Genomic DNA, 23,501 nt, shown 5'->3' with positions numbered 1-23,501 from the left:
TCGCTCCTCGTCTTGCGAGAGATTGCCTGGAGGCCGCTCGCGTCGATCGGCGCGAGCGCCGAACCAACCGAAAGCATCCACGGAACACGCCCTAGAGGCCCTTGCCCCGCAGGTGGAGCAGGCGCAGAATCCACCCCGGGGGAACCCCGCACACCACCAGGAACGCCAGGTAGGCGCGGGCCTCCCACGGGCGACGGCGCAGGGTCCGCCCGGCCCACGACAGGGCCTGCCCGCGCCGCCCGGCCGACGCCTCGGCGAAGGCGATCTGCCCCGCGATCCTCGCGTAGCCGCGCGGCACCAGGGCGAACTCCGGGTAACGCTCCAGCAGCCAGCGCAGCGCGGTGGAGATGGTCTGCCAGCGCTCCGAGAAGAACGACTTGCGGTGCCACAGCACCCGCACACCGGCCTCGGGGATGTTGCGGATCGGGGCCCGCCGGGCCAGCCGCAACAACAGCTCGTAGTCCTCCGCGTAACTGCCGGGGATCTCCTCGCTCACCGTCCCGCAGCCGTCGATCATCGCCCGCCTCCGGATGAGGAAGGTGGACGGGTGCAGCTCGGTCAGGCGCGAGCGCAGCAGGTCGGCGAAGGTGACGGTGGTCCGGTCCAGGACCCGCTCGGACTCCACCCGGTCGTAGACCACCTGGATGCCGCAGCACACCATGTCGGTGTCGGGCTCGGCGCGCATGATCTCCACCTGTGCCCGCAGCTTGTCGGACATCCAGGTGTCGTCGTCGTCACAGAAGGCCACCAGCTCCGTGTCGGCCCCCAGCACGCCCGTGTTGCGCGCGCCCGCCAGCCCCGGGGTGAGCGAGTTGGTCACCACCCGGACGGGGCGGTCGCCCTCGGCGTGCGCGAGCGAGGGGTCCGGCTGGTCGTTGTCGAACACGACGATGGTCGTGACGCGCCCGGGGTAGTCCTGTTCGACGATCGAGCGCAGCGTGCGGCGCAGCAGCTCGGGCCGGTCCCGGGTGGGCACGACCACGGTCACCGCGGGCCAGGTGTCGCCCGGGACCGGGGTCGCCACCCTCGTCCCGGTGTCCCGGGAGGCGTCGCCGGCCGAGGCGCCGGCCGGGCCCTCCTCGGTGAGCAGGTCGATCAGTTCCCCCGCGCGCAGGGCGGCGCGGTCGGGACCGTCCTCGGCGGCCGGGTCGACCCGGAAGTCCTCCGGTGACTCCAGCGCCTTGTCGACGAACGCGTGCAACTGCTGCGCGGTGGCGCACGAGCGCACCCGGCCCGCGTCCTCGACCCGGCGGACGAACAGCAGCTGGTGCTCGTCCACGTGCTCGCCCAGCTCGGGGTCGCGGGCCACCACGATCGGCAGGTGCCCGGCCGTCCGCGCCTGCGTGATGGTGCCGGGGCCGCCGTGCGTGACGACAACGGAGGCGGAGCGCATGGCCTCCGACAGCTCCTCCCCGGACAGGAACGCGGTGCCCGAGGCCCGGTCCGGGGCCCGGCTGTGCCCGTGCTGGACCAGGACGCGCAGGTCCGGGTGGCGGCGGGCGTAGTCGTCGATCCACCGCACGAGCCGGTCGAAGGCGTGGTGGTCGGTGCCCAGGCTGACGACCACGTCGGGGTGGTCGCTCCCGTCGGGGCGGTGGGTGGGGCGTGTGGTCTGTTCGGTCACAGGAGCGGTCCTACGGTGATGGCGGTCGGCATGAACGAGCGCTGTTCCTCCCACTGGGCGAGGTACAGCCGGGTGAAGGGCTTGCAGAGCCGGGCGGTGAGGGTGGGGGTGTCGATGCGGTCGTAGACCTCGATGTAGACGGTGGGCACGCGCATCAGCCAGGCCAGGACGAAGAACGGCAGTGCCACCCCGGCACCCGTGCTCACCACGGCGGACGGGCGCCGGGCGCCCATCGTCCGCAGCGCGAGGACGGTGTTGCGCAGGAGGTTGCCGACGTGCCGGGTGGTGGGGTGGTGCGCCCAGCGCACCGACTCGTGGGCCAGGGCCGCCTCGGCGTCGGGGGTGCGGAAGGTGACCCACACGCGTTCGCGCCCCTGCCACCAGGGGCGCAGGGAGCGCAGCTGGGTGAGGTGGCCGCCGCTGGAGGCCACCAGGAGAACCGGTCGTGCAGACATGGAGTGATCATTCCATTGCTCTGGGTAGTTGATCATGGGTGTGGTGAGCGCGGGTGCGGGCGGACCGGACTCACCCGCGCAGTTCGAGGCGGTCGCGCAGCCGCCACACCGTGGCCAGGTGCCCGAGGGCCCCCACCAGCACGGCCGCGGCCAGGGCGGGGAGCCCGCCACCGGTCGCCGCCTCCAACGCCAGCGGCAGGGCGCCGAACCACAGCAGCCCGCTGGCCGCCGCCGCCAGCACCGGGCGTCCGAACGGGTGCAGCACCACCAGGGAGCGCAGCTGCCACAGTGGAAGGAGCTTGCGGACCAGGACGGCGGCCACCAGGGCGAGCGCCGCGCCCGCGGCCCCGTACACGGGGACGAGCAGCACGCACGCCGCCACGTTGGCGAGCAGCGACATCACGTTGTTGAGCAGGTTCAGCCCGGTGCGCCCGGTCATCGTCAGGACGAGGTCGCCCATACCGAGCACCTGACCGGTCAGCTGCCCCGCGCAGACGATCGCCAGAGCCACCGCCCCCGCCGCGTACTCCGCGCCGAACAGCCGCATGACCTCGGGGGCGAACACCAGACCGGTCAGGTACAGCGGCCAGGTCAGACACACCAGCCAGGCGGTACCGGCCTGGTACAGCCCGCGCACGCCCTCGTGGTCGCGCGCGGCCAGGAGTTCCGCGAAGCGCGGCTGCGCGGCGTAGAGCACGGCCTGGGTGCCGAACTGGCCGACGACCATGATGCGCGTGGCGGCCGTGAAGACCGCCGCGCCGGTGAGCCCGTTCAGCAGCGCCACCATCACCACCCCGCCGCGCTGCACCCCCATCTGGGCGACCCCGCCCAGGGCCCGGGGGAGCGCGAACGACCAGAACTCCGCCGGGGTGACCCGGGCGCCCCGTTCTCCGGAACGGCCCCGCGTATCGCCCGGACCGGGCTCCTCCCGCCAGCCCTGGTCCGCTCCCGGACCGTCTCCCGGACCCGCGTCCGGCCCGGTCGCGGACGGGCCCGCCGCCCCCGGCTCGGACCGTGCCCCCTCCGGCCCGGCCCGGCGCACGATCCGGCCCAGCCAGAACCAGGCCAGCACCGCGGCCGGGAGGTAGGGGCCCGCCCACGCCAGGGCGAGCAGCCCGGCCGAGCCCGACAGCGCGATCATCCCCACCAACCCGAGCTGGGCCAGCGGACGGCCCACCTTGTCCACCACGACCGTCACCGACATGTCGTGGTGCGCGCGGGTCGCCGCCAGTGCCGAGTCCGCGAGTACGGCGAACGGCAGGAAGAGCGCCAGCACCCGCAGGTACGCGGCGGCCTCCTCCGGACCCAGCGCGTCGGCCAGCGGCCCCGCCAGGACCAGCAGCGCGGCCGAGACCGCACAGGCCGCCAGCACGGCCGGGCCCAGCGCCAGCCGCAGCAGGGCGGGCACCGCCTCGGGCCGCCCGAACACGCGCATCCGGGCGATGAAGTACACCAGCCCGTCCGGGGCGCCCGCGTTGGCCACCGCCGCCATGATCAGGAACACCGAGGTCGCGGAGAACAGCAGCCCTGCCGTCTCCTGTGAGAACGCCCGGGTGATGGCCACGATCAGGGCGAGGTTGAGCGCCGCGCTCACCACCGCGCCCGCCATGTTCACCACACCGCCGCGCAGCACCCGGGACAGGCCGCTCCCGGGACGTGTCCCGGTGGGGGTCACACGCACCACGAGGGGGTGCGCCCCCACCACTCGGCCAACCGGGCGTCGCTGTCGGCGAAACGCGAGGTCAGCTCGGCCCGCAGCGACTCCGGCATCACCGCGCGCTTGCGGGCGTTGTGCCGCCCCAGCGACAACCCCGGCCTCGGCTGTAGGCCGAGGAAGCGCAGGACCCCGTCCAGGGCCCCGGGACCGCCGCCGAACAGGTCGGCGTAGTCCACCACGTGCATGCGCTCGCGCCCCACCTCCTTCTCCATGCGCTCCAGCTGGTCCGCGTAGCGGCCGCGCGCCACGTACCCGTGGTGCTGGTGCGCGTGCGAGTGGTGGGTCGGGTCCTCCAGCAGCCGCTCCTCGGTCCCGGCCAGCCGACTCTCCTCCAGCTCGAGCGCACGGGCGAACGGTACGGTCTCGAAGCCCCGCGCCGTCTCGTGGGCGTGCGCGGAGTAGGCCCGCTCGACCGGGTCGCGCAGGATCACCACGATCCGCGCCTCCGGCAGCTCCTCGGCGATCCGCGCCGCCGACAGCGGGTGGAACAGGTAGTAGGGGCTGGACTCGAACACCCGGACCCGGGGCCGTCCCCAGCGCGGCCGCAGGGAGGCGCGCAGCGGGAAGTGCGAGCGGTACCAGTCCGGTCCGTGGTGGTGGCCGGTGTCGAAGTAGTGCACCCCCTTGCGCAGGACGGGCCCGGTCGCCCCGGGGTGCTGGGAGAGGGCCTTGAACAGGGAGGTGGTACCCGAGCGCTGGGCCCCGCAGATGAGGAAGTCCGGGACCGACCGGGCGGCGCTGGTGACGCCCCCGAGTCCGTCCGCGAGCGGGAGCAGGGCCCGCCGTGCCGGTACGGCCAGGCGGTTCAGGGGCGAGGTGGCCCGGGGCATCGCGAGCTCCTAGGGTGTGCGCGGCCCCCGTCCGGGACGGGGACCTGGCTGTCGTCGGTGACCGCGGAACGGGCGCGGCGTGCTTGTTCGTGGCGGGGTCGGTGCGGCGCGGACGTCAGACGGGGTGGGCGGCCTCGTGCGCCGCCCGCTCCTGGAGTCCGTCCAGCGCGGGCAGCAGCCAGTCGTCGACGGCGGCGAGGTCGCTGCCCGACTCCGCCTGGCGGTCGTGCAGGTAGCGGGTGGCGAGGTCGATCAGGTACAGGGCCATCACGGTGGAGACCGTGTGCTCCCGCAGACCGCACTCCGCCAGCAGCGGGTCGCGGAGCAGGCGCGAGCCGCTGTCCAGCCACCGGTGGACACCCGGGTGCACCCCGGCCTGCACGCACTCGTTGAGGTCGTAGTGCAGGGCGTCGAACCCCGCGGGTGCGTCCATGGTGAGGCGTTCCCAGTCCCAGACGAAGGCACGACGCGCGGTACTGGCGATGTTCCACCTGGTGAGGTCGCCGTGCCAGGCCCCGAAGGGCAGTGACACGTCGGGCAGGCGGTGCAGGGCGGCGCGCAGCGGCGCGGCCTCGGGGCGGGCGCCGAGCCTGGCGATGCGCTCGTCCAGGTTCCTCCGGTACGGGCTCTCGGAGAGCCTGCGCTCGCGCACCGGCTCCAGCGCGATGATCTGGGTGACGCAACGCAACAGCTGGTGCCGGGTGGGGCGGTCGGTCTGGTGCCCCACCGGCAGGGCCTCCTGCACCAGCAGCGGCTGGCCGTTCCACTCGCCGTCGTAGAGCAGGCGCGGCACGGTGACGTCCCGGAGACGGGCCTGGGAGAGCCGGCGCAGGGCCCGGGTCTCGGCGCGCACCAGCCGCCCGGTGAGGTCGTTGACGGCCACCTTCGCGTAGCCGATGGTGCGACCGCCCGGGGTGAGCAGCAGCAGGACCGGCTTGCGGTTGGCACGCGGCGGCCCCACGTGGATCGCGATGGCCAGCTCGCGGTCCAGGGCCGTGGTGAGCGCGTGCTCGATCCCCGGCCCCGCCCCCACGAACAGGCGGTCGCGCAGCAGCAGCGGCGCCACCCCGGTGGCGAACGCGCCGGTGAGCAGCAGGGTCCGTAGCCGTTCGCGAAGGGAGTGCCCCTGCGCGAAGGAGGTGATGCCGCGCGTGGCCGCCGACCGGTTGTGCGCCGGCAGGATCACGCGCGGGTTGTGCGCGTTGGGCACCGGCAGGTACTGGTGGCCCCGGTTGCGGTAGGCCATCCGCCGCACCGCGCCGTCCCCGGTGCCGAGCAGGCCCCCGCAGGGCCACAGGACCGCCGCCAGGTCGGTCAGATAGGTGGTCTCGCTGTTCACCAGGCACCCCCGCCGGTGCGCGCGGTCCCGCCCCGCCCGAGCACCGGTTCCTCGACGCGCCAGAGCAGGGCGACGGCGATCATGGTGACGGCGAGGGGGGACATCAGCGCGACGTAGAAGAACATGTACCAGAACAGAAGCAGGACGGTCAGCAGCGCTCCCTGACCGACCGGCGTGGACGCGGCCCGGTAGCGCCAGGCCACCCACGCGAAGAATCCGAAGAGCAGGACGGTTCCCACCCAGCCGCTGGAGATCAGGGTGATCCAGAGCTGCCCGGCGTTGCCGATCACGTGCTGGCCGCAGCCGGGGCAGTCGGCCGTGGGGCCGATCGCGATGGAGTCGGAGCTGCCCAGCGCCTCACGGGTGGTGCCCCACCCGTTCACCGGCGACAGGTTCGCGGCCTCGACGGAGGCGGCGTTGGTCGCCGCCCGCCCGTTGTCGCTGTGCGGGTTGTCGGCCCGGGCCCGCACCACGTCCGCGAGCGGGGACAGGGCCAGCGCGACCAGCACCGCGACCACGGCGACGGCCCCGGCGCCCACCAGGACCACCCGCCCCCGGCGTACCGCCTGTACCGCGGCGAACCCCAGGGAGAGCGCCAGCCCGGCCCACAGCGCGCGGTTCAACGAGTGCACGACCGGCACCACGGACACGGCGAGTACGGCCAGGGCGCCCAAGCGGGCCCACCCGGACCCCCGCACGAACCAACCCACCACGACCCACACCAGCAGCAGGGACAACATGTAGCCCCACACGTTGGTGTACTCCCAGGGGGCCTTCGGGCGAGCCGACTCGACACCGCCGAACACGTCCATGACCTGGGCCGACGCCGGGTGGATCAGCGTCCGCATGTACGGGTCGTCGGCGAGTGACCCGGGAACGAGGTACTCCAGCGGCGCGGTGAACTCGAAGCGCGGGGCGAGCATGCCGAGGTAACCCCCGGCCACGGTCACCACGCACAGCACCGCCAGCGCCCACACGACCGCCCGGACCGGAAGCTCGCGCTCGGTCAGGTTGCCCACGTAGAGCAGCAGCACCGTGAGCACCAGGTAGTTGACCACCCGCAGCAGGGCGCCCGCGTAGCCGCCGCTCTCCGGCACGGTTCCCGGCATCTCCAGGGGCACCAGTGCCAGGCCGACGACCGTCCACACCAGGAACAGCGCCCACACCCAAAAGCCCGGCGGGACCCGCAGCCCCACCGTGCGGTGGCGGCGGACCAGCTCCGCGAGCATGGGAACGGCGAACAGCCAGTACGCGAACTGGCCCATGCCCAGCGCCCACCACAGCGGGTACCCGGCGATCAGCCACACCAGGGGGGAGCCGATGACCGGGGCGCCCCCGCGTCGCGGCGCGACCTCCCAGGCCGGACCGGGCACGTGTGGACCGCGCACGGCGGCGCCCCGGCCGGTCAAGGCCGCGACCCCACGGCCGGGCGCCCGCGCTTCGCCGACTTCTTCTCCTTGGCGGGGGCGTCGTCGGCGGAGCCGTCGGAGGTGTCGGCGTCGTCTCCGGTCGCCGAGGTGTCGGCGTCCTCGGAGCGCTCGGCACCCTCGGAACGCTCGGAGCGGTCGGTGCCCTCGTCCTGGGCGGAGGGTGCGGCCCGGTGCGGCTCGGGAACCTGGTCGGGGTCTGCGGTCGCCTCCCCGGGGGCCGTCCCGTGCGTGGACCCGGCCGCCCGCGTCGGCGCGGGGCCCGGGGCGGGCTGGCGCGGCACGGTCACGGTGCCCGGAACGGTCACGCCGAACCGCTCCCCGGCGGTGACCAGACCGGTCAGGTCCGCCCGGCGGGTGCGGCCCAGCTCGACCACGGGCAGCAGCAGGTCGGCGGAGGCGGCCAGGGCGTGGGCGTCCGCGCTCTCGACGACGGCCGCGGTGACGACCACGACGAACGCGGCGCGCGGACGCAGCAGATCCACCAGTTCGGCGGCCCCGCCCTGCACCGGGGCGACCTCGCCCGGGCGGCCGTGGCGCAGCACCCTCAGACGCGGCACGGCGGCGGGACGGGCCTCCAGGTAGCCGGGGTCCTCGCCGTCCACCAGGACCTCCGCCAGACCCGGGCCCGTGGGCAGGCCGAGAAGCTCCTCGACGGCCTCGGTGCGCGGGTCGGCGCAGACCAGCAGGGTCTCGGAGCCGGTGCGGGCCAGCGCGGCGGCCACGTTCACGGCGGCGGCCGTGGCCGCGCGGCCCGGAGTGGTGCCGCTCACCACGAGCACGCGGCCCGGGGCGGGGGCGTCGTCGTCACCGGACGTGGCCGGGATGAGACCGGCCTGCGGGGCGTCCAGCCGGGCGCGGACCAGGTGCGCGAACGCGTTGGCGCGCTGTCCGGCGGGCTCGGAGCCGGTGAGCAGCCCGGGGGAGCGCTCGGAGCGGTCGCCCGTCGCCGACAGGTCCAGCAGCACGGGGACGGTACCGATCCGCGCGGTGTCCTCGGTGTCGCGCACGCGCGGGTCGAGGCGGTCGCGGACCAGTGCGGCGAGCAGTCCGACGAGGAGCCCGAGCGCACCGCCCGCGACCAGCCACAGGAGCGGGACCGGGGAGGAGGGCGACTCCGGCAGGTTCGCGGGGGTGATGACCTGGCCCGGCGAGACGGTCTCCAGCAGGGCGCTGAGCGGGCTGATCCCGTTGCCGAGGTCGCTGATCTCCTGCCGCAGGGCGTCCGCCTGGGCGTCGGCGCTCACCTGGGCGGTGCCCGCCCCTCCGGAGGAGAGCTCGGACAGCCGCTCGTAGAGGGCCTCCTGCTCGGTGCGCAGGGCGTCGAGCCGCCCGTTCACCAGGGCGCGGGCCTGCTCGCCGCGGTGCTCCAGATAGGCGGCGGCCAGGGCGTCGGCGCCGTCCCGGGCGGCCTCGGGGGAGCGGGCCGTGTAGTGGAGTTCGAGCACGTTGCTGTTGGAGGGGACGGTGACGTCGATCCGCTCCCGCAGGTCGGCGGGGGAGGGGTCGCCCGCGAGCGCCTCGGCCATGCCCAGGGTGACCTGGTCGGAGACGGCCACCTGGGCCTCGCTGTCGAGGTTGACGTCCCCGGTCAGGCGGCCGGAGCGCTCCCCGGTGAACTCCGCCATCCCGGTGGGATGGACCTGCACGGCCGCCACGGAGGTGTAGGTGGACGGAACCGCGAACAGACCGGCGGTGGCCAGGACCAGACCGCCGAGCACCCCGGCCCCCACGAGGCGCCAGCGCCGCCTCAGCAGGGCGGTGTACTCCTTCAGTTCCGGTCCGGACGGGCCGGGGACGTCGTTGTCCATCGGGTCCTCTCCACGCAGACATGGCAGCACTTTTAGTGAACGATTGCATACTAAGTGTAATCCCTTTGGCTGTGTCTGGTGGTTTGGGAAACCGCTCTTTTCCCAGGGAGTGACGTCCGCAAACCGGGGCTGACGTGGGGAGGTGTCACCACGTATCCGGACGGACACGGGCGAAACACCAGAGGGGGCGGCGGGAGGAACCCCGCCGCCCCCTCACGGAGCGCTACCGCGTGCCGGTCAACCGCCGACGATCGCCGGCGGCAGCCCCGTACCCGACTCCCACTCCTCGTCACACGCCTTCTGCGTGGACACCGTGTGGGATCTCGCCGAGCAGTCGCGGTACGCGGTCGCCTTGTCCTGGTAGACGAACAGCACCGAGATCACCGCCGTCGACACCACGATCCCCACCACGCCCAGGGCCACGCTCATCAGCGCGCCCGGGGCCTGCGTGTCGTTCGACCGCGCCGCGCGCCGGGCCCGGAACCCCTGCACCACGCCGAACACGGACAACACCACGCCGTACGGCTGCAACAACAGACCCGCCAAGCCCAGGAACAGCCCCCACAGGCCTCCTCGCTCGACCCTGGGCGGCTGGCCGTCGGCACGGGGCTCCGGGCTGTTGTCGGTCACAGGTTCACTCCTTCGGGGGCGCCCCGCACCTCGGGGCGCCGTGGTCCGCTCCGGACGAGCGGAACGCGTGGCGATGGTGACACGCGACCGCACACCACCCCCGGCCCCTCCCACGAGAGGCGGAGACGGCCCGGTCCGCGTGAGGTAGACGCTACCCGGCCCGATAGGGTGGGAACGCGGACGGGCCGAGTAGGCCCAGGCCTGGCGTAGTACCAGGCGTACGCGATTCCCGGATGCTGCGCCGTCCCCCGGTGCCCCCGGGAGTGGGGACCCGGTCCCCGCACCGTTCTTCTACACATGAGGGAGAAGCACGCTTTGTCCGCGCGAGTGGTGGTTCTCATATCGGGGACGGGCAGCAACATGGCCGCCCTGATGGAAGCCGCGAAGAACCCCTCCTACGGGGCCGAGATCGTCGCAGTGGGAACGGACCGCGAGGGAACGCGCGGCGTGGAGGTCGCCGAGGCGGCCGGGATTCCCACGTTCGTCGTCCCCTTCCGCTCCTTCTCCGACCGGACCGCCTGGGACGCCGCCATGTCCGACCGGATCGCCGAACACGCGCCCGACCTCGTGGTCTCCGCCGGATTCATGCGCATCCTCGGACCCGCCGTGGTCGGCCGCCACCAGGCCGTCAACATCCACCCGGCGCTGCTGCCCTCCTTCCCCGGCGCGCACGCCGTCCGTGACGCGCTCGCCCACGGTGTCCGCGTCACCGGCACCACCATCCACTTCCTCGACGAGGGCGTCGACTCCGGTCCGATCATCGACCAGGTCGCGGTGCCCGTCGAGGACGGCGACGACGAGTCCAGCCTCCACGAACGGATCAAGGTCGTGGAACGGCGGATGCTGGTCGACACGGTCGGCCGCCTCGCCCGCGAGGGCTGGACCATCGACGGAAGGCACGTGCGGTTCGGCCGCACCGACACGAAGGAGTCCCGGTGACCCAGCAGGCCATCAGGCGTGCGTTGATCAGCGTGTACGACAAGACCGGCCTCGAGGAGCTGGGCGCGGGCCTGGCCGCGGCCGGGGTGGAGATCGTCTCCACCGGTTCCACGGCCGCCCGGCTCACCGCCGCCGGGGTCCCCGTCACCCCCGTCGAGGACGTCACGGGCTTCCCGGAGATCATGGAGGGCCGCGTCAAGACCCTGCACCCCTCCGTGCACGGCGGCCTCCTCGCCGACCAGAACAACCCCGACCACGTCGCGACCATCCGTGAACTGGGCATCGCCCCCTTCGACCTGGTCGTGGTCAACCTCTACCCCTTCTCCGACACCGTCGCCTCCGGCGCCTCCGAGGCCGACTGCATCGAGAAGATCGACATCGGCGGCCCCGCCATGGTGCGGGCCTCCGCCAAGAACCACGGCAGCGTGGCGATCGTGGTCGACCCCGCCCACTACGGCGACGCCCTCGACGCCGTCCGCGCGGGCGGCTTCACCCTCGACCAGCGCAAGCACCTGGCCGGGCTGGCCTTCCAGCACACCGCCGCCTACGACGCCGCCGTCGCCGACTGGTTCGCGGGTGCCTACGCCCCCGACGCCGAGGCCAGCGAGACCGGCTGGCCCGCGTTCCGCGCCGCCACGCACACCCGCCAGGCGGCCCTGCGCTACGGCGAGAACCCGCACCAGCGGGCCGCGCTGTACGCCGACGGCACCGGCGGCGGGCTCGCCGGGGCCGAACAGCTGCACGGCAAGGCCATGTCGTACAACAACTACGTCGACGCCGACGCCGCCCTGCGCGCCGCCTACGACTTCGACGAGCCCTGCGTGGCCGTCATCAAGCACGCCAACCCGTGCGGCATCGCCGTGGGCGCCGACAACGCCGAGGCGCACCGCAAGGCGCACGCCAGCGACCCGGTCTCCGCCTTCGGCGGGGTGATCGCCACCAACCGCGAGGTCGGCGCCGAGCTGGCCGCGCAGATCTTCGAGGTCTTCACCGAGGTCGTCGTGGCACCCGGTTTCACCGCCGAGGCCGTCGAGACGCTCTCGCGCAAGAAGAACATCCGGCTGCTGGTGGTGTCCGACCCCGCCGAGGGGGCCCGCCTGGAGACCCGCCAGATCAGCGGCGGCCTGCTGGTCCAGGACACCGACGTCATCGACGCCGAGGGCGACGACCCCGCCACCTGGACGCTGGCCACCGGGGAGCCCGCCGACGCGGCGCTCCTCGCCGACCTCGCCTTCGCCTGGAAGGCCGTGCGCGCGGTCAAGTCCAACGCGATCCTGCTCGCCTCCGACGGGGCGACCGTCGGTGTCGGCATGGGGCAGGTCAACCGGGTGGACTCCGCCGGGCTCGCCGTGTCCCGTGCGGGGGAGCGGGTCCGGGGCTCCGTGGCCGCCAGTGACGCGTTCTTCCCGTTCGCGGACGGGCTGGAGATCCTCACCAAGGCCGGGGTGCGCGCCGTCGTCCAGCCGGGTGGCTCGGTCCGCGACGCCGAGGTGGTCGCCGCCGCCGAGGCGGCCGGGGTCACCATGTACCTGACCGGCACCCGCCACTTCTTCCACTAGGGAGCTACGCATGAGCGCGATCGTTCTTGACGGCAAGGCCACAGCGAAGGCCATCAGGGAGGAGCTGGCGGAGCGGGTCGCCAAGCTGCACGCCAGGGGGGTTGTTCCCGGTCTGGGGACCGTCCTGGTCGGTGACGACCCGGGCAGCCACTCCTACGTGCGCGGCAAGCACCGCGACTGCGCGCAGGTGGGTATCGCGAGTATCCGCCGCGACCTGCCCGCCGACGCCACCCAGGAACAGGTGGAGCAGGCCGTCCACGAGCTCAACGAGGACCCGGCCTGTACCGGGTACATCGTGCAGCTGCCCTTGCCGCGGGGGCTGGACGAGAACCGGGTGCTGGGGCTGATCGACCCGGCCAAGGACGCCGACGGTCTCCAGCCGGTCAACCTGGGCAAGCTGGTCCTCATGGAGAAGGCGCCTCTGCCGTGCACCCCGCGCGGCATCGTGGAGCTGCTCAACCGCTACGAGGTGCCGATCAGGGGCGCCGAGGTCGTCGTGGTGGGGCGAGGGGTGACCGTGGGGCGTCCGCTGGGACTGCTGCTCACCCGCCGTTCGGAGAACGCCACCGTCACCCTGTGCCACACGGGCACCCGTGACCTGGCGGAGCACACCCGCCGCGCGGACATCATCGTCGCGGGCGCCGGTGTGCCGGGGCTCATCACGAAGGACATGGTCAAGCCGGGTGCGGCCGTGCTGGACGTGGGTGTCTCACGTACCGAGGAGGGTCTGGTCGGGGACGTCGCCCTGGACGTCCCCGAGGTGGCGGGGTACATGTCGCCCAACCCCGGGGGTGTGGGGCCGATGACCCGGGCCATGCTCCTGGTGAACGTGGTCGAGGCCGCCGAACGCCAGGCTGGTCTGTAGGGGTTGTTGCTACGAGGGGGCGGTTCCTGCGGGGCTGCCCCCTCGGCTGGCTCGCTCTCGGTGCCGCGCACTCGGGCGGAGTTCGGAAGGCACTGAGTCTTATGGCGACTATGGGTCGAACGTTCCCAGTGTCGGTATTTCGAGAAGTTGGGAAAATGGGCACTTGCCGCCGGTAAGTTGCCAGGTCGAAGACTCTGCTCCCCGCGCACGCGGGGATGGACCCTGGACGGGGAGGCCCTGGACGATCTGATCCTGGCCGGGGGAGCTGCTCCCCGCGCACGCGGGGATGGACCCGCCCGGCAGCGGGGACAGGTCCACGGCGGGAGCTGCTCCCCGCGCACGCGGGGATGGACCCGCCAGCGGGAGCTTGGGCTGGCTGATCGACACCTGCTCCCCGCGCACGCGGGGATGGACCCAGCAGGGTGTTCGATCAGGTGTGAGGCGCCGCCCCGTTCCCAGCCTCGCAGAGGCCCACGCCCATGCGCCCCTGCTCGCCGGTGCATCAGGCAGGCCCCGACTGGGTTGAGCCAGGGCCTATTGCGTGCCGGGGAGGTCAGCGGCCTCGACAGGAGTACACGCGGGTGAGTGAGCGCTTGTTCGGTGCGGGGCCTGGAAGCGTGGCGGGGTTCAGCTATCGGGTTGGCGTCAGGCGCTGCCCGTCGTGGCTGCGAACGTGTGGGGTGTTGGGGTCCAGAGCGTCCAGGAGGCGGATCGCGTAGGCCTCGCTCATGCGCTCGGTGACCTCGTCAGGCGTGAGCCACGCGACCGAGGTCGACTCGGCGGAAGGGCGTTCCGCGCCTCCGGAGGGCTTGCAGCGGAAGACCAGGGCGATGATGCCCTGGGCGGTGTTCTTGTAGACCCCGGTGAGCTGGTCCACCTCGACATGGACGCCGGTCTCCTCCCAGACCTCACGGCATGCCCCTGCCTCCGGGGTCTCGGCGAGTTCCAGGACGCCACCGGGAAGTTCCCACCTTCCGTTGTCCGCACGACGAATCGCGAGAAACCGACCGTCGTCACTGATGACGGCTCCAGCGACGGACACAGAATGCAGCGGCGTTGACGACCGATCCCCAGTGCTGTTACCCATGTACATGAGCATAGGAGGCAGGGAAGGACTATGACGAGCGCTGTAGGGGCAAGATCCGGTAAGCCCCGGTATCTCCAGATCGCGGACGACATCGAGGAGCAGATCAAGAGCGGCCGGTTGGCTCCCGCAGAGGAGGTTCCGAGCGAAACCGCGCTGATGGAACGCTACGGCGTTTCGTCGGGCACGGTCCGTAAGGCGATCGCCCAGCTGCGGACCTGTGGGCTGGTGGAGACGTTCCAGGGCAAGGGTTCCTTCGTCAAGTCCCGGCCTTTGGTCACCCGCAAGTCCTCGGACCGTTTCCGACGCTCGCACCGCAGGGCAGGGAAGGCCGCCTACATTGCTGAGAGTGAGCAGGCCGGAGTGAAGCCCCGTGTCAAGGTCCTCTCCATCGGGCCGGTGACCGCACCCCTCGAGATTGCTGAGCGCCTCGGCGTGGGCAGGGATGACAAGGTCCTCGCCCGCCGACGGCTGTACTTCAGCGACGGCACCCCTACGGAGGAGGCGACGTCGTATCTTCCCTGGCAGGTGGCTCGGGACATCCCCGAGTTGTTTGAGGAGAACCCCGGTGGAGGTGGTATCTACGCGCGTCTGGAGGAGCACGGCCACGAGCTCTCCGAGTACATCGAAACGGTGCGGGCTCGGCTGTCTACCAAGCAGGAGGCGAGCGCGCTGGGCCTGAGTCCGGGTTCCGTGGTCATCCATCTGACGCGCAACGCTGAGACCACGGCGGGGCAGGTGGTCGAGGTGTGCGACACGATCATGGCAGCGGATCAGTTCGTCCTGGACTACCGCATTCCGGCTGGCGACTGATCAGGTAGCCCATCAGGGGCACGTTCTTCGCCCACAGGGTTGACTCATGTATATAAGTGGGGCCGACTAGAGCGCGTGCTCATATACATGAGTGCATGAGCGAATGTCACATGCCCCGGCGCGGCTCCCCGCGTGGGGATGGCCCAGCAGGTGTTCGATCAGGTGCGAGGCGCCGCCCTGCTCCCCGCCCCGCAGAGGCCCATGCCAAAGCGCCCCTGCTCGTCAGTACAACAGGCAGGCCCGACCGGTCTGAGCCAAGGTCTGTCGGGCGCCGGGGCTAGACCTGGTCGGTGCGGATGGCGCTGAGTGCGGCGGCCCACTCCGTTCCTCCGAACCCCAACGTGCCCAGCTCACGGTTCTGGGTATCACGAACCATCGTCTCAATGCCTTCCGCGACCTCAACGTACGCGGACTCGTTGGGGCCGTGGCTGGACTTGTGGAAGGCGGGTTCGTTGATGTGGGGGCGCATCCGGGGGAACCTCCGCTGGGAGTAGGGGGTGCTGTCTGGCTCATGCTCAGTTCTGCCTGTTGTTACACCCCGTGTCCTGGGGGAGGCGTTCCCAATCCCTGATCGGCAGCGGACTCCAGAGGCTGCTTCTCGTTCGCAGGAGAGCGGAATTCAGTGAGCGCGGGATGAGTGTGGGGGAGCCCTCGCTGTCACGGGGGCTCCCTCGTTCTACCTACGATCGTGCGCTGTGAAGCAGCGCGACCCACTCTGGTCCGGAGAACGGCAGGTGTCCACGTTCAGGGTGCTTGGAGTCACGAACAACAGCACCCCCGAAAGCATCGGCTACAGCGACGCAGTTACTGCGGTCGCTGTAGCTGGACGTGCGGAAGTCAAGGGCTTCGAGGTTGGGAATGAGGTTCACGGTGCTCTCTCAGGGTGCCTTGGATATATCGCGCAGGTAGGAGACGCTCTGGTCAACGTCGAGTGACCTGCTTACGAGGTGGTTGAACAAGTTTCGGTAACGAATGATTTCTTCTGTTTGCTCCAGAAAGAGGCCGTCCTGGTCCATTTCGAGGTACACCACCGGGTCGGCTGCGGCAAAGTCCATCAGGACGAAGCTGCCCTTCGCGCCTGCGTGGATACCCGCGCTAAACGGGACCACCTGGACCGTGATGCCTTCACCGTTGTCTGCCACATCTGCCAGGTGGCTTGCCTGCTCGCGACACACGTCGGGGGTGGCCCGTAGCCGCTCGATCGCTCCCGCGTCGATCACTACCCACAGTTCTGGTCGATGCTCGCTCTCGAGAATCTCCTGTCGGCGGCGCCGCGCATCAACTACGCGTCGAATATCGACTGGATCTCGGACAAGGTTGGCTGAGCGCGCCAAGAGTTCCACGTATCCAGGTGTCTGAAGCAGCCCCGGGATGATCATTGGCTCATAAGTGCTAATCCCCGTGGCATCAGACTCCAGGACCGGGAACTCGTCTGGGATGACGTCGCTGTACTTCGTCCACCAGCCCTTCTTCCCAGCCTGACGAGTGATCGCGACCAGAGCTTCGCGACGCTGCGGGTCATCCACGCCGTAGACATCCAGCAGAGCTCGCACCTCAACCACGCTGGGGCGAAGACGGACCCCGGTTTCGATGTTCGAGACCTTGCCGATGCTCCATTCGGTTGCGGACGCCGCATCGTCCAGGGTCATGCCTGCCGAGATCCGGTATCGGCGAAGCTCCTCCGAGAGTCGTCGCCTGCGGACGCTTGGACGTGATGGGTCAGACATGGGCTCTCTCCTGGGGCGGTGTCTCTCAGGATGTTACGGCTGGTCGGCGATTCGGTCATCCAGTTACAGACAGGTTGAAATCCTCATGGTTTGAGGAACTGAATAATCTGAATCCATTGAAGGTCTGAAGGTTTCATGGTTTCCTGAGCTTACTCATTCCCAAGCTGGGCTTCCCACCTAGCACTTGAGCACCAGGAGGTGTGCGCTGATGGCGCCCCGTTACCTGAAACTCTGTGAGCTGGCGTGTACGCGCTACCTCGCGTCCGAGGCGATGCGTCGCCGTCGCCCTAGGCAGGCGGCTCGTGTGCGGGCTTTTGCCGCGAACCCTCGCCGCCACCCGTCCGGCTCTTGGGTCCCTGTGGTCCCTTCTCCCCGGCGGCCGGTCGATGCGGTTCCGGTGGAGGTCTTGCGGGCTGTCCTGGCTGGGTTGCGGCGTTTGGTGGTGGTCCCGTGAGGCCCGCTCCGCCGTTCTCGCCTGAGCTGGCTCGCCGTGAGGTGGTGGCTCCGGTGGCGAGTTTCATCAAGCCGTTCCACTCGCACTACTTCTCCCGGACCGTCGGCCCGCCCTACCGCAAGCGGCAGTACTCCTTCGCCGGGCTCCCCGGGTTGATGCCTCTGGTGCGGGCGTTCTTGGACACCAGCGCGGCGGAGCGGTGTGAGGAGTTCCAGTTCCTGTTCACCCTGCTGGGCTGCGAGTTGGTGAACAACGCGATCGCCCACAGCCGGTCCAGTGAACGCGGTAGTACGTACACGTTGACGGTGGATCGGGGTGCTAAGGGGATGACGTTGATCTGCCGTGACCAGGGCAGCCGTCTGCCGCAGGAGAAGGGCAACTTCACCGCCGCCACGTTCGAGGACATCGAAGCCGGAACCGCCACGGGTCGGGGGTTGGCGCTGATCGACGCTCTTGCGGATCGGTGGGGAGACAACGGGGACCCCAAGTTCCGGCAGGTGTGGTTCTTCCTGGCCTACGACCTCACGGACAACCCGTGGAGCCACATCGACATCGACGACCTCAAGGACCCCGAGGGCTCCGGAAACGCCGGGAACACCGAGAACTTTCTCAAGAACGAGGTGGAGTGCTGATGTTGGACATCGACACCAGGGACCTGCTCGCGTGCGCCGGAGACGCCCTCACCGCACCCGGGCACCTGACGCCCGCGCAGGAGGACGTGTGGCACAACCACACCCTGCGCAACCGCATCCCGATGGTGCTTGAGGCGCTGCGGATCGCCGGAGACGAGGGCGACGCCGAACGAGCAATGCAGCTCATCGACCAGGCCGTACACAACTACCCCGCACCCACCCGGATTCCCGGCAACAGGCCGATCCCGGGGTCTCGACTGCTCTCCCGCCGCCACCGCGCCGACCACGACGACCCGGAACCCCCGACCGCCGCCTAAAGGCGCTCACGAAAAAGCTCTGGCGGGTGCGACAACACCCCCAGAGCAGGCCGACAAGCTTCACCGTCTAAGAGAAGAGATTGCCGACATGGCCATTGTGCCGCACACCCACGCCCTCAACCACACGAACAACCCTCCCTCCGGCGGGCTGCGGTGGGAGTGCCGGGTCTACCCCGGACAGCTCTCCCACACCAGCCAGGTCCGTGCCGACATGGGCACCGACCTCAACCGCCTGCTCTCCCTCCCGTCCGAGGTGCGGGAGGAGTGGTGTTGTGCGTGAGCGAGATGTTCGCCAACGCCTGCGAGCACTCCCGCTCCGGACAGGACCCGGACGGCAGGGTGGTCCGCACCCTGGAGACTCCGGTCCCGGGGCTGGTGAGGGTGTCGATCATCGACGACGGCACCCGCACCGACGCCGCCGTGGGTTCACTCCCGAGGGTTCCGTGCAGGCGCACCCGGAGCGAATGGGAGCAGGCCGAACGCGGACGGGGTCTACTGATGGTCGGCCACCTCGCGTCCCGGTGGGGGTTCCGGCCCGTGCTGGACTTCCCCTTCTGCGAGGGGCTGGGCACGGTCATCTGGGCCGAGTTCACCCTTCCGGCCTTGGCTAATGGGGGCGTCCGGTGACCGGTAGCACTCAGCTCAGCGATGGGGTGCGGTCCGTCCTGACCGCGCCCCGAGGCCGCCGGTTCCCGCGCTCCGGAGAACGCCCGCGGCGCACGTCCGTCCCTCGGATCGTTCCCTCCCGGAACGCGTCTTCTCAGGAATCCTCCTTGCGGCGCGTTCCGGCCCAGGCGCAAGCGTCTCGGCCGGGATCGCCGCAGCCGGAGATGCCCTGGGAGGAGACTCATCAGGCCAGGCAGGAACGCCTGCTCCGCCAGATGCACGGCAACCCCCGGGTCGCGTACATGCTCCAACACGGCCCGGTCCCGCACTGGGTCAAGGTCGCCCGCCACCACCGCGAACAGAAGGCCCGGGAAGCTCGACAGGCCGCCGCGAACGCCCGAACCGAGCTGCCGGAACCCGTGCGCCCCCGGGGCCGTCACCGCGCCCCGCGCCGCTGGTGGGCATGGCCCGTCACCGCCATGGGGGCGTCACTGCTCTACGGCCTGCACGTCCTGGGCACCGCCGGCCCGGCCCTGAACCACAACATCGGCATCCTGACCTAACCCAACACAAGAAGGACAGGGCCCGGAGGCGACAACGCCACCGGGCCCCACGCACGTTCTGGGACAGGTTCACGTCGACCACGTTTCAGTGGGGCGGTCGAATACCGACCGGTGGTGAAATCGGCACGCTGAGACGGTCGGTTCTGATGTACCGTCCCAAGGAGTCCCGGTCCCTCCGAAGCAAGGCATCCAACCGACGCAGATTCGGGAAACGCTGAGCCCTATGGAGATTGCTATCCGTATGTTCCCAGTGTCCGTATTTCGAGAAGTTGGGAAAACGGCCGCTTGCCGCTGGTAAGTTGCCAGGTCGAAGAGTCTGCTCCCCGCGCACGCGGGGATGGACCCGTGCTCCCGAGCGGGTTCCAGGTGACGTTGGCGCTGGACACCTGCTGCTCCCCGCGCACGCGGGGATGGACCCCCATCGGAGATGAACACCGTGAACACCGTACCCTGCTCCCCGCGCACGCGGGGATGGACCCGGTGATGGGACCTTCGGTGGTGACGTGCACGTCTGCTCCCCGCGCACGCGGGGATGGACCCACCTTGGTCTTGCGCCCACGAGAGAGCTGCTTCTGCTCCCCGCGCACGCGGGGATGGACCCCGCACCCTGCTGTGGCTGTGGCGCGAGTCCGGCTGCTCCCCGCGCATGCGGGGATGGACCCAGGAGGGCCGCATGAGGTTCACGCACCGCCGCCTGCTCCCCGCGCACGCGGGGATGGACCCAGGGGTTGTCCTCCCGCAGCGCGGTCTCCCGCCTGCTCCCCGCGCACGCGGGGATGGACCCGGGTCGCCCTTAGTAGGTAAAACTCCGCATCGCTGCTCCCCGCGCACGCGGGGATGGACCCCACGGCGAACCGGTCAACGCGATCACGGTCAACTGCTCCCCGCGCACGCGGGGATGGACCCCCGGAGGCGGGACCCGGACCCCCTGACAGCCACTGCTCCCCGCGCACGCGGGGATGGACCCCTGCCCGGCGCCCGTCCCGCAGCGCGGGAGGGCTGCTCCCCGCGCACGCGGGGATGGACCCACCGGGTTGACCTCGGCCTTTTGCGTCTTCTCCTGCTCCCCGCGCACGCGGGGATGGACCCACCCTCCGCCCCCAGCTCCCTGAAGGCATCCGCTGCTCCCCGCGCACGCGGGGATGGACCTGATCCGGCGCGAGGTTCAGCGGGGTTTCCCCGTCTTCTCTTCGCGCACGCAGGGATGGACGCCCGTCCGCCCCGACAAAGGCGAGATCACCCTGCTCCTCGAGCATGTCCGGATGGAGCCTTCGCCAGCACCTCGATCAAACGCGCCCGTCGGTTCGGGCCTGGGCTGCCGGTGTGTTCCCGTTCCCAAGCCAGAGCCTCATGCATGAGGTCGGGTGCGGCCTCCTTGGGCGAGGAAACGGCGGTGGGGCGTCACGGGCCCGAGTGGCCTCGACCACGGCAAGACACCTCCAGAAGCCGTCAGGAACACGCGGGCAGAACTTGTGAATACCGACACGAGATTTCCCGCAATTGCTGCAAATCATTCCTGTTGTCACCTGCCAATCATCTATTAAAAACTGATGCGAGGCCTTGTTGTGATTATTTGCTTATGCGATGCTTGGATGGGAATCAGCTCAGCGATCGGCTGGCTGGCACCCGTAGAGCTTGAGAACAAGAAATCGAGCACCGTGGCCTGAGAATCCAGAAAAACGGCTCCACCAAACTCAGGACATGCCAGAGCCTCCATCACACCCGGAACGAGACAGCGCGATGGTGTCGATCAGGTTGATGCGGGCCAGGGTCGGGCAGTGCTCGCGCTGGTGGTAGATGAGGTTGGCCTCGGTAGCGGCGTGATGGGCCACCAGCAGATACCGGGTGCCTGTGGTGAAGCGCTGGTCCAGTACCGCCAGCGCCTGGGCGGGGGGCGGGGTCGTCGCGAGCTGTTGGGGGGTCAGGCCGTTCAGGGCCGTGGTGGCGGCCGTCACCGGGGCGAAGGCGGGCGGGCGAATGAGGGAAGTGCTGCGGCCGGTCTCCCTCCAGCGTCCGGCAGCGCAGTGCAGCGCCAGAGCGGCCACTTCGATGGGTTGAGGAGGGCGGCCTGCGGGGGCGTCGCTTCGAAGTCCAGGACCACCATCGTGGTCTCCAGGGATGCCGGATTGCTCGCCAGGTTGCCCACAGTCAGACCGTTTTCTCTTCCATCAGGATGGCGTTGGGCCCTTTGTTGGAGACCCATGTTCCAGGGGGTGGCTGCCAACGAGCATCACTTGGCGGGTATTGATCCGCAGTGGCCCGTCTTCCAGCTTGGAGCGCAGCAGATGCCCGACTTGCTCAAGGGTTGCCTCGAATGGCACACCGGTCTGGTGGGCCCAGGCTCGGTAGGAGGCGTAGTGCGCCAAGATCGGGGCGGGAGTGTCGACTTCGATCACTCCGTCCAGGTCGATCATCGTCACCTTGTTGAAGTGAGCGGCCACCGCGGCGGTCGCTGTCTCGGCTGGGAAATGGTCGGAGAGCTTCACCCGTTTGGGCCCGGTGGGATTGCCGAGCACATCTGCAGCAGCCTGCGCCCACCAACTGTCCAGTTCGGTCTTGTCCGTCCGGGAGTTGGTGGAGGCGATCAGGACTCCCTCGGGCTCCAGGACGCGGGCGGCCTCAGTCAGTGCCCGGTCGGGTTCGGTCACGTGGTAGAGCATGTGCATCATCAGTACTACCTGGACACTCCCGGTGCGCAAGGGTAGGTGTGCGGCGTCGGCGCGCAACACTGCTCCGCCTAGTTCGGCGAGTAGGTCCGCGGACAGGTCCAGCCCGATTACCCGCACGTCAGGCCGCTGCGCGCGGATGCGGTGGAGATGGTAGCCGTTCCCACAGCCGGCATCCAGCCACATCCCTGCTCGGTCGCCGATCTGTTCTAGGGCCATGCTGGGCAGGTCGTACTGCGGGGTCTGGTGATCGTAAAGGCGTTGGCGGGCGGTGAGAGGCTGGCCGTCGGTGTAGGCGTCGGTGAGCACGGCATGGTCGGTGGAGGCCTGTGGACGGTCGGGGCGGTCGTCGCTGCGGTGGTTCATGTGGGTCATCATCACGTGCTGCCGCCCAGGGCGGGAATAGGGGTGCGGACGAACTCAGCCAGCAGATCGCGGGCCCTGCGGGCAGAGACAGCGTGGTTGTCGGTCAGGAGCGGGGCCAGGCGGCGGGCGCGGCGTGTGATGCTGGCGGTGCGGTGTCCGGGTGCGACTGCGGTGACGAGCTGAATTTGTTCCAGTGCTCCGTCAGCGTCGTGGTCGCGCAGGTGCGCTGTGGCCACATCCAAGCGGGCAGCCAGCAGATCGCCCACGGAGCGGTCCGCGCCTGCGCCGTACAGGGCGATCGCGCGTTCGGCGTGGGCGATGCTGCGTCGCCGATCCGGCAGGGAGTCCAGGGCGAGCAGGGCCGTACTCGCGTAGGTGTGGACCTTTCCGGTGGGAAACCCCAGGACGCCGGGTAGAGCCTCGTGGCCTGCGTGTTCGGTGGCGCCGCCGATGGCGGCCCGGGCGGTGCCCGTGTCCCCCTGGGCGGCAGCTGCTCGGGCGCGCAGGGCATGTAGGCGGGCCAGGTTGCTGTCGGTGACCTGGTGGGTGAGCCCGTTCTCGGCAGCGCGCTGGGCGTCGGCAGGGCGGCGGTCCCAGTAGGCGATGAGGCTGTGCAGGGCCCACACCCAGGCGCGCAGGGCAGGGTCACCGGTCCGGTCGGCCAAGGCCCGGGCGGCCTGGGCGTGGCCGCTAGCGGTGGTGTAGGAGCCGGTGTCCATGGCCGCGTGGGCTTGTAACCCCACCAAGCGCGCGGCCGCTGTGTGGGCGCGCTGGGACTGGTCGGGACGGGACAGGCTTCCGAGCAGTGTGAGGGCGTCGCGGCGGCGAGCGCTGATCTGCGGATACAGATCGACTAGTGGGGTGTGCACGTAGGTGCGGCACAGGTGGTCGACATCGGTCTCCAGCGTGTCCAGGATCTGGTGCGAGGGGTCCTGGTCCAGCAGGGTACGGACTTGGGCTCGGGTGTGGGCGGCATCGGCGTCTAGATGAGTAATTCCCAGGGGTGCGTGGTCTGAGCATGAGGCGAGGGAGCCCATGGTCTTGTTGTGACGCAACACCTGAACTCCCTCGCCCAAG

24 protein-coding genes and 2 CRISPR repeat arrays are annotated in these 23,501 nt (G+C 70.5%); of the genes, 9 read left to right on the top strand and 15 right to left on the bottom strand.

The features are described 5' to 3' along the window. Positions 1 to 91: 91 nt before the first annotated feature. The 8 genes from ACFYL4_RS27170 to ACFYL4_RS27135 form a co-directional block, all read right to left on the bottom strand. Entirely contained in the window at positions 92 to 1,624 is a 1,533-nt protein-coding gene (locus ACFYL4_RS27170) for a glycosyltransferase (RefSeq protein ID WP_387522194.1), read from the bottom strand. After that, positions 1,621 to 2,079, bottom strand: a complete 459-nt coding sequence (locus ACFYL4_RS27165) for a UDP-N-acetylglucosamine--LPS N-acetylglucosamine transferase (RefSeq protein WP_387522192.1) — start codon at positions 2,077 to 2,079, stop codon at positions 1,621 to 1,623. The genes ACFYL4_RS27170 and ACFYL4_RS27165 overlap by 4 nt, the downstream gene beginning before the upstream one ends. Positions 2,080 to 2,149: 70 nt before the next feature. Beyond that, positions 2,150 to 3,781 carry a lipopolysaccharide biosynthesis protein gene (locus ACFYL4_RS27160; protein ID WP_387522190.1) on the bottom strand — a complete coding sequence of 544 codons (1,632 nt, stop codon included), beginning with the start codon at positions 3,779 to 3,781 and terminating at the stop codon, positions 2,150 to 2,152. Continuing rightward, positions 3,751 to 4,626 (bottom strand): sulfotransferase, encoded by an 876-nt coding sequence (locus ACFYL4_RS27155; protein ID WP_357766306.1) that lies wholly within the window; start codon positions 4,624 to 4,626, stop codon positions 3,751 to 3,753. Before ACFYL4_RS27155 ends, ACFYL4_RS27160 begins: the two co-directional genes overlap by 31 nt. Positions 4,627 to 4,741: 115 nt before the next feature. Further along, a complete protein-coding gene (locus tag ACFYL4_RS27150) occupies positions 4,742 to 5,965 on the bottom strand; it encodes a phosphotransferase (protein ID WP_357766304.1) in 1,224 nt (407 codons plus the stop codon). Further along, complete coding sequence (locus ACFYL4_RS27145; RefSeq protein ID WP_387522187.1) at positions 5,962 to 7,374, bottom strand: ligase; 1,413 nt, start codon at positions 7,372 to 7,374, stop codon at positions 5,962 to 5,964. Before ACFYL4_RS27145 ends, ACFYL4_RS27150 begins: the two co-directional genes overlap by 4 nt. Next, positions 7,371 to 9,203, bottom strand: a complete 1,833-nt coding sequence (locus tag ACFYL4_RS27140; protein ID WP_387522185.1) for a chain length determinant family protein — start codon at positions 9,201 to 9,203, stop codon at positions 7,371 to 7,373. Before ACFYL4_RS27140 ends, ACFYL4_RS27145 begins: the two co-directional genes overlap by 4 nt. 237 nt (positions 9,204 to 9,440) lie before the next feature. Next, on the bottom strand, positions 9,441 to 9,833 hold the full coding sequence (locus ACFYL4_RS27135; protein ID WP_387522184.1) for a DUF4190 domain-containing protein: 393 nt from the start codon (positions 9,831 to 9,833) through the stop codon (positions 9,441 to 9,443). A 327-nt stretch (positions 9,834 to 10,160) separates the two neighbouring features. Here ACFYL4_RS27135 and purN point away from each other — a divergent pair, with 327 nt between their 5' ends. The 3 genes from purN to ACFYL4_RS27120 are packed head-to-tail and all read left to right on the top strand — an operon-like array spanning position 10,161 to position 13,196. After that, positions 10,161 to 10,772, top strand: a complete 612-nt coding sequence (gene purN / locus ACFYL4_RS27130; RefSeq protein WP_357766399.1) for a phosphoribosylglycinamide formyltransferase — start codon at positions 10,161 to 10,163, stop codon at positions 10,770 to 10,772. Then, entirely contained in the window at positions 10,769 to 12,331 is a 1,563-nt protein-coding gene (gene purH / locus ACFYL4_RS27125) for a bifunctional phosphoribosylaminoimidazolecarboxamide formyltransferase/IMP cyclohydrolase (RefSeq protein WP_387522182.1), read from the top strand. The genes purN and purH overlap by 4 nt, the downstream gene beginning before the upstream one ends. Positions 12,332 to 12,341: 10 nt before the next feature. Then, the gene (locus ACFYL4_RS27120) at positions 12,342 to 13,196 is read left to right on the top strand and encodes a bifunctional methylenetetrahydrofolate dehydrogenase/methenyltetrahydrofolate cyclohydrolase (protein WP_387522180.1); all 855 of its coding nucleotides are present in this window, start codon (positions 12,342 to 12,344) and stop codon (positions 13,194 to 13,196) included. A 194-nt stretch (positions 13,197 to 13,390) separates the two neighbouring features. Then, positions 13,391 to 13,612: a CRISPR direct-repeat array (repeat unit 29 nt; unit sequence CTGCTCCCCGCGCACGCGGGGATGGACCC). A gap of 215 nt (positions 13,613 to 13,827) precedes the next feature. On the opposite strand, the gene ACFYL4_RS27115 is transcribed toward ACFYL4_RS27120, so the two are convergent. Beyond that, complete coding sequence (locus tag ACFYL4_RS27115) at positions 13,828 to 14,289, bottom strand: NUDIX hydrolase (protein WP_387522197.1); 462 nt, start codon at positions 14,287 to 14,289, stop codon at positions 13,828 to 13,830. A 24-nt stretch (positions 14,290 to 14,313) separates the two neighbouring features. On the opposite strand from ACFYL4_RS27115, the gene ACFYL4_RS27110 reads away from it, so the two are divergent. Beyond that, positions 14,314 to 15,093, top strand: coding sequence for a GntR family transcriptional regulator (locus ACFYL4_RS27110; protein ID WP_387522178.1), 780 nt, complete (start codon positions 14,314 to 14,316; stop codon positions 15,091 to 15,093). Between the two features lie 277 nt (positions 15,094 to 15,370). Here ACFYL4_RS27110 and ACFYL4_RS27105 read toward each other — a convergent pair whose 3' ends face one another. The 3 genes from ACFYL4_RS27105 to ACFYL4_RS27095 all read right to left on the bottom strand — a co-directional run bounded on the left by ACFYL4_RS27105 (position 15,371) and on the right by ACFYL4_RS27095 (position 16,820). After that, a complete protein-coding gene (locus ACFYL4_RS27105; protein WP_387522176.1) occupies positions 15,371 to 15,562 on the bottom strand; it encodes a DUF397 domain-containing protein in 192 nt (63 codons plus the stop codon). A gap of 211 nt (positions 15,563 to 15,773) precedes the next feature. After that, on the bottom strand, positions 15,774 to 15,962 hold the full coding sequence (locus tag ACFYL4_RS27100) for a DUF397 domain-containing protein (RefSeq protein WP_357770054.1): 189 nt from the start codon (positions 15,960 to 15,962) through the stop codon (positions 15,774 to 15,776). A 9-nt stretch (positions 15,963 to 15,971) separates the two neighbouring features. Next, positions 15,972 to 16,820, bottom strand: coding sequence for a helix-turn-helix domain-containing protein (locus ACFYL4_RS27095; RefSeq protein WP_387522174.1), 849 nt, complete (start codon positions 16,818 to 16,820; stop codon positions 15,972 to 15,974). A 507-nt stretch (positions 16,821 to 17,327) separates the two neighbouring features. Here ACFYL4_RS27095 and ACFYL4_RS27090 point away from each other — a divergent pair. From ACFYL4_RS27090 to ACFYL4_RS27070, 5 genes are all read left to right on the top strand, one after another. After that, positions 17,328 to 17,906, top strand: a complete 579-nt coding sequence (locus ACFYL4_RS27090; RefSeq protein ID WP_387522173.1) for an ATP-binding protein — start codon at positions 17,328 to 17,330, stop codon at positions 17,904 to 17,906. After that, positions 17,906 to 18,223 (top strand): hypothetical protein, encoded by a 318-nt coding sequence (locus ACFYL4_RS27085; protein ID WP_357770059.1) that lies wholly within the window; start codon positions 17,906 to 17,908, stop codon positions 18,221 to 18,223. Before ACFYL4_RS27090 ends, ACFYL4_RS27085 begins: the two co-directional genes overlap by 1 nt. An 88-nt stretch (positions 18,224 to 18,311) precedes the next feature. Then, positions 18,312 to 18,503: a hypothetical protein gene (locus ACFYL4_RS27080; protein ID WP_387522171.1), complete on the top strand. Its 192-nt coding sequence runs from the start codon at positions 18,312 to 18,314 to the stop codon at positions 18,501 to 18,503. A 5-nt stretch (positions 18,504 to 18,508) separates the two neighbouring features. Continuing rightward, positions 18,509 to 18,850: an ATP-binding protein gene (locus tag ACFYL4_RS27075; protein ID WP_387522195.1), complete on the top strand. Its 342-nt coding sequence runs from the start codon at positions 18,509 to 18,511 to the stop codon at positions 18,848 to 18,850. A gap of 203 nt (positions 18,851 to 19,053) precedes the next feature. Further along, positions 19,054 to 19,392: a hypothetical protein gene (locus ACFYL4_RS27070; RefSeq protein WP_357770083.1), complete on the top strand. Its 339-nt coding sequence runs from the start codon at positions 19,054 to 19,056 to the stop codon at positions 19,390 to 19,392. 316 nt (positions 19,393 to 19,708) lie between these two features. Next, a CRISPR array of direct repeats spans positions 19,709 to 20,604; the repeat unit is 29 nt; unit sequence CTGCTCCCCGCGCACGCGGGGATGGACCC. A 482-nt stretch (positions 20,605 to 21,086) separates the two neighbouring features. Here the strand turns inward: ACFYL4_RS27070 and ACFYL4_RS27065 are convergent. The 3 genes from ACFYL4_RS27065 to ACFYL4_RS27055 all read right to left on the bottom strand — a co-directional run. Then, entirely contained in the window at positions 21,087 to 21,437 is a 351-nt protein-coding gene (locus tag ACFYL4_RS27065; RefSeq protein WP_387522169.1) for a hypothetical protein, read from the bottom strand. A 123-nt stretch (positions 21,438 to 21,560) separates the two neighbouring features. Further along, positions 21,561 to 22,424: a class I SAM-dependent methyltransferase gene (locus tag ACFYL4_RS27060; RefSeq protein WP_387522167.1), complete on the bottom strand. Its 864-nt coding sequence runs from the start codon at positions 22,422 to 22,424 to the stop codon at positions 21,561 to 21,563. An 11-nt stretch (positions 22,425 to 22,435) separates the two neighbouring features. Further along, positions 22,436 to 23,501, bottom strand: a 1,066-nt coding sequence (locus ACFYL4_RS27055; RefSeq protein WP_387522165.1) for a hypothetical protein, incomplete at its 5' end; no start/stop codon positions are given.

Source organism: Nocardiopsis sp. NPDC006938, assembly GCF_042869555.1.
Classification (GTDB): domain Bacteria; phylum Actinomycetota; class Actinomycetes; order Streptosporangiales; family Streptosporangiaceae; genus Nocardiopsis.
This window is presented reverse-complemented; position numbering and strand designations above follow the sequence as displayed.

Coding starts and splice junctions, on each gene's coding strand:
- ACFYL4_RS27165 (WP_387522192.1), bottom strand. CDS start 2,079: ATGTCTGCACGACCGGTTCTCCTGGTGGCCTCCAGCGGCGGCCACCTC.
- ACFYL4_RS27155 (WP_357766306.1), bottom strand. CDS start 4,626: ATGCCCCGGGCCACCTCGCCCCTGAACCGCCTGGCCGTACCGGCACGG.
- ACFYL4_RS27140 (WP_387522185.1), bottom strand. CDS start 9,203: ATGGACAACGACGTCCCCGGCCCGTCCGGACCGGAACTGAAGGAGTAC.
- ACFYL4_RS27120 (WP_387522180.1), top strand. CDS start 12,342: ATGAGCGCGATCGTTCTTGACGGCAAGGCCACAGCGAAGGCCATCAGG.
- ACFYL4_RS27115 (WP_387522197.1), bottom strand. CDS start 14,289: ATGTACATGGGTAACAGCACTGGGGATCGGTCGTCAACGCCGCTGCAT.
- ACFYL4_RS27110 (WP_387522178.1), top strand. CDS start 14,314: ATGACGAGCGCTGTAGGGGCAAGATCCGGTAAGCCCCGGTATCTCCAG.
- ACFYL4_RS27105 (WP_387522176.1), bottom strand. CDS start 15,562: ATGCGCCCCCACATCAACGAACCCGCCTTCCACAAGTCCAGCCACGGC.
- ACFYL4_RS27095 (WP_387522174.1), bottom strand. CDS start 16,820: ATGTCTGACCCATCACGTCCAAGCGTCCGCAGGCGACGACTCTCGGAG.
- ACFYL4_RS27085 (WP_357770059.1), top strand. CDS start 17,906: ATGTTGGACATCGACACCAGGGACCTGCTCGCGTGCGCCGGAGACGCC.
- ACFYL4_RS27080 (WP_387522171.1), top strand. CDS start 18,312: ATGGCCATTGTGCCGCACACCCACGCCCTCAACCACACGAACAACCCT.
- ACFYL4_RS27075 (WP_387522195.1), top strand. CDS start 18,509: ATGTTCGCCAACGCCTGCGAGCACTCCCGCTCCGGACAGGACCCGGAC.
- ACFYL4_RS27070 (WP_357770083.1), top strand. CDS start 19,054: ATGCCCTGGGAGGAGACTCATCAGGCCAGGCAGGAACGCCTGCTCCGC.
- ACFYL4_RS27060 (WP_387522167.1), bottom strand. CDS start 22,424: ATGAACCACCGCAGCGACGACCGCCCCGACCGTCCACAGGCCTCCACC.